This is a genomic window from Methanobrevibacter sp., assembly GCF_045577275.1.
GTDB lineage: Archaea > Methanobacteriota > Methanobacteria > Methanobacteriales > Methanobacteriaceae > Methanobrevibacter.
In genome coordinates this window covers 1-4,277 of record NZ_JAZNIB010000298.1, presented here as the reverse complement: position 1 = coordinate 4,277, position 4,277 = coordinate 1, and the positions used below count along the sequence as shown (strand labels likewise).

Genomic DNA, 4,277 nt, shown 5'->3' with positions numbered 1-4,277 from the left:
AAATAAAATTAAATAAAATTAAATAAAAAAATTAGATAATTTATTGATTTTTTAAAAATAAAATAAAAATAAAAGGATGTGATTAGATTTCTGGATAGAAATCTATTTCATAATCTAAAAGCCTCATGATTCTTAACTCGTCTCTTGCATCTATAATTGCATTATGAGATTCACAGTAATCATCTACACCTAATATCTGAAGCATTGGCTCAACACCATAGCCTCTTCTTAACCTACCTGTTTTACAGCAAGGCAAATCCTTAGGAATGCATGGATTATACTGCTTATATGCTGCAACTTTCATGATGTCTCTCCAACAGAAGTCTGAAAGCTCAGGCAAATGTCTTTTGTCAAAGGAAGCATTATAGGCAAACAAATCATCAACACCATTTGATTCAAGCAAATCCCTTACGTCATCTATTACTTCATACCTATTTCCAGTGAGTATTTCATGGCTTGTCCTTCTCATGCTTTTAGAATACATGCCTTTTACTTTCTCTTCTTCTGGCAATATGTAATATCGTGAATCTGTCCCCTTGAAATTCTTGGTTCTAGCAATTATAACACCAATTGACATTACATCATCATTCCAATTTGTTTCTGTGTCTATAACTGCAAACCTTCTTGACATTAGAATCCTCCAAAACTTAGATTATTTTTTTAATTATAAAATTAGCATTAATATCGATAATTTATTTAATAAATGGTAATTGATTTAATATGCGATAATTAGTATTGAATAGCTACTCCTTCGATTTCTGAAATGTCTACCCAAGTGCACAATCCCTTAAACTCATATAACTCTCCATCTATCTCCTGATAATAGACATTCTTATTATCACTGACAACATAGACATTATCTCCTTCTATCTTATCGACTCTTTTCATGATTCCCCCATATTCCTTAGAGTTGATAGACACAATGTCACCTACATGAATGTCTTGAGTCTTATTTACAAGGACGTATTGGCCATCCTGTATGGTAGGAAGCATGGAAGCTCCTTGAGCCCAAACGATAATTGGAATTTGGTCCTGACCGATTATTGAATCAATATTAACAGTGCAGTCATCAGAGCCGTATTTCTGACAGATCTTCTGCACTCCCTCTTTCATTTCCTCTACATCCATAGTGGAATTGTTTATGTTGTCAGATACGAAATCCAAGACTTCGTAGGACAGTGCATAACTGACATTTGAATCAAAATTATTTGATACACTTGTTCCTTGACCGTCAAAATAAATGTCTACGGCATCTCCATAGAAAAATCTATTCAGTGGATCGCTGTTAGTGTTTGTACTGTAATTTACATCCACATAATCATAATCATCATAAATGCCCTCATCCTCATTTTGAATGACATTTACATCATTCAAGTTATTAGTATCAAATTGGATTTCTATTCCCTTAGCTGAAATATCACCCATATGCATTAAGCTAATTGATAAAATACTGATTAAAAGGATAGTGAAAACTAGTTTCTTATTCATTATATCACCCAAGCCAATTAATTTCAATTATTTTAATATTTAATTTAACTAGTATATAACCTTTAAAAATTGACAAAAATTAATAATGAAAATGAAAAATGTTGAAAAATAGTGATAAAATAAAAATGAAAAAAAGTGAAAAAAGTGAAAAAAAGTGAAAAAAGTGAAAAAATTAAAAAATTAGAAAAAGTAAAAAATAATAGAAAATAGTAAAAAATAAAGATAATTTAATAATTATCTTTTTACTTTAACTGTTCTTTTAGCAGTGTCTTTAAGGTAGCTTGCTTTATAACTAATCTTTTTGCCTATTTTAAGCTTTTTAAGAACTTTACTTTTGATAGTTACTTTCGCAACTCCTTTTTTGTTTGTTTTTGCTTTGTAGGTTTTTCCTTTAAATTTGAACTTGATTACTTTTCCTTTAAGGTATTTGCCATTTACTTTCTTCAAACTTGCAGTCAAAACCAGTTTACGAGCAAATTTTCTTACTTTGACCTTTTTAAGATTTAAGATATGCTTTACAGTTAGCTTTTTGCTTACCTTAGTTCCTTTATAGCTAACAACAATCTTATAGGTTTTTGGAGCAAACTTGGATAATTTGAGTTTTGCAACTCCATTTTTATCTGTTTTAACTTTAAAAGTCTTTTTACCAACTTTAAAGCTTACAGTTACTCCTTTAGCTAATTTTGATTGGTTGTTATAGACTTTGACCTTATAATAGCTATTGCTTGTATATCTTATAACCTTATTTTTAGCGCCGGTTATTTTGATCTTAGCAGGCAAAACCTCAATGTAAGCATATGAGAAGGAGGTTTTCCCATCAGGACCCATATAATCAGCATCAACATAATATTCTCCAATCTTAAAGCCTTTAAGTGGTAAAATCGCTTTTCCATTCTTTATAGTGACATTATATTGCTTATTCTCAACAGTGAAAATAATATAACCTTTTGTATCATTGGAAACATAGGCTACAATAGATTTGTTCTCTCCACATTCAATGGTAATCGGAGAAACAACTTTTGGACAAACTGTGAAAGATGAGGAAACGTTCTCTATTTCAAAATCATCTCCAGTGTAGTTTAAGCTTATATTGTGGTCTCCACAGGAAAACATGTCGACCTTGATTGAAGCTTTCCCTTTGACAAGCTTTACTGATTTGTACAGCTTGCCATCAACATAAAGCTCCAAATTGCCATCGGCACTTGAAGGCAAATCAATTGAAACAACAGACCCATCAAGATAATCTATGAAATCAGGTATCTTATAGCCATAATGAACAGTGAAGTTATATTCCTCATGATAATCATAATACTTTTTGTCCCCTTCAAAATCAAAGACCAAAGTGTAATTTCCAGCAGTTAATTTAGAGACATTCAATTCAATCCAACCGGAATCATCAATTTTAACAGGATAGGATTCACCATCAATAGTTATATGGACCAAGCTTGCATTGAAATCAGGTGGGACAATTATATTTACACTGTTATCATCACCATATCTAAAGTCATATCCCCAAATATCCACTAAATAGCTGATATTTACTGCTTGCTGTTTGGAATAATTGAATTTTGAAGAGTTATACTGCACTTCAATCAAGTGTTCTCCACAAGTAACCTTGGAAAACAATGATTCCAAAAATTCATGATTCTTATCTAATTTTTTAGAAAAGATTCTTTTTCCATCAAAATAAACATTTATAGTCCCATCAGTATACTTGACTGATTTTGCATAAATGACATCATTATGATCCAGAACGACATCTGATGGAATGTCTATAACAAAATCTACTATTTCAAAACTGGAATTCCTTTCACATGGACCATAATAATCATCCCCAAAATAAATTGCCTTGATGCTATGACTTCCCAAGTCCAAACGATTGATTTTGGAAATATTCAACAAGGTAAATGGAGTGGCATTACGTTTTTCAAACAATACATCATCAATATATATTTCAACAAGGCCATTTGCAGAATAAGGGAAAATTAAACCAATAGTTTGATAACTATTATCATCATCCTTTAAAATCTCCTCTGGAGCATTTAGGAAAAATCCGAAATCAGGAGGATGATACATGACTTTCAAGGTATGATTCAAATCAAGTGAAATCTCATTGTAGAAAACGGATACGCTATGCATGGAATAATCAGAATTCCTATTTACGACCAAGTAAGGAAATTTATTTTTTGGAATGACTATTGGAATTTGAACTGACCTATCACTAATGGATTGATTGTATATTTCCTCATCATCAATTGTCACTCTCAAATAACCGCTTGCATCTTCAGGCAATTCCACACTAATATTTCCAGCATCATTAACGTATACTGTATTAGAGAAGTTGACCTTAATGTTTTCTGCAATTTCAGAATCATCTGTTGAAATTTCATCATTTAGATCATTATTCTCCAAAGAATCATCATTCAATTCACCATCATTCAAAATATTTTCATTTTGATTAGAATCTTCTGAAATATCATCATTTAATGATATATCCTCATCATAATTATCCTCTAAAATCTGATAATCATTTGAATCGATATCTTGAGCGTTTATTGAACCTATAGAGATTATTAGAACAATAAACAATGAAATAAAAAAAGTTATTTTCAGTTTATTCATAGTTTTCCCCTTAGTTAACCTAATTAATTTAATATATAAATGTATATCTAAATCATTATATAAAATTAACTAAATTGATGAAAAACAGATAAAATTAAAATGATTATCGTGAAAAAAATTAGAAAAAATAAACATTGAAAATATAAAAAATAATAAAAAAAGAAAAA

3 protein-coding genes are annotated in these 4,277 nt (G+C 30.2%); all 3 read right to left on the bottom strand.

Annotated features, from left to right (window positions below; genetic code table 11):
* Window positions 1-82: 82 nt before the first annotated feature.
* The 3 genes from ACKI67_RS08555 to ACKI67_RS08545 all read right to left on the bottom strand — a co-directional run bounded on the left by ACKI67_RS08555 (window position 83) and on the right by ACKI67_RS08545 (window position 4,110).
* Window positions 83-631 carry a hypothetical protein gene (locus ACKI67_RS08555; RefSeq protein ID WP_407463117.1) on the bottom strand — a complete coding sequence of 183 codons (549 nt, stop codon included), beginning with the start codon at window positions 629-631 and terminating at the stop codon, window positions 83-85.
* Between the two features lie 98 nt (window positions 632-729).
* Window positions 730-1,488 (bottom strand): S24/S26 family peptidase, encoded by a 759-nt coding sequence (locus ACKI67_RS08550; protein ID WP_407463116.1) that lies wholly within the window; start codon window positions 1,486-1,488, stop codon window positions 730-732.
* Between the two features lie 234 nt (window positions 1,489-1,722).
* Window positions 1,723-4,110: a hypothetical protein gene (locus ACKI67_RS08545; RefSeq protein WP_407463114.1), complete on the bottom strand. Its 2,388-nt coding sequence runs from the start codon at window positions 4,108-4,110 to the stop codon at window positions 1,723-1,725.
* Between the last annotated feature and the right edge of the window lie 167 nt (window positions 4,111-4,277).

What these genes read in the sequence shown, in the direction of transcription:
- ACKI67_RS08555 (WP_407463117.1), bottom strand. Translation starts at nt 631, where the DNA reads ATGTCAAGAAGGTTTGCAGTTATAGACACAGAAACAAATTGGAATGAT.
- ACKI67_RS08545 (WP_407463114.1), bottom strand. Translation starts at nt 4,110, where the DNA reads ATGAATAAACTGAAAATAACTTTTTTTATTTCATTGTTTATTGTTCTA.
- ACKI67_RS08550 (WP_407463116.1), bottom strand. Translation starts at nt 1,488, where the DNA reads ATGAATAAGAAACTAGTTTTCACTATCCTTTTAATCAGTATTTTATCA.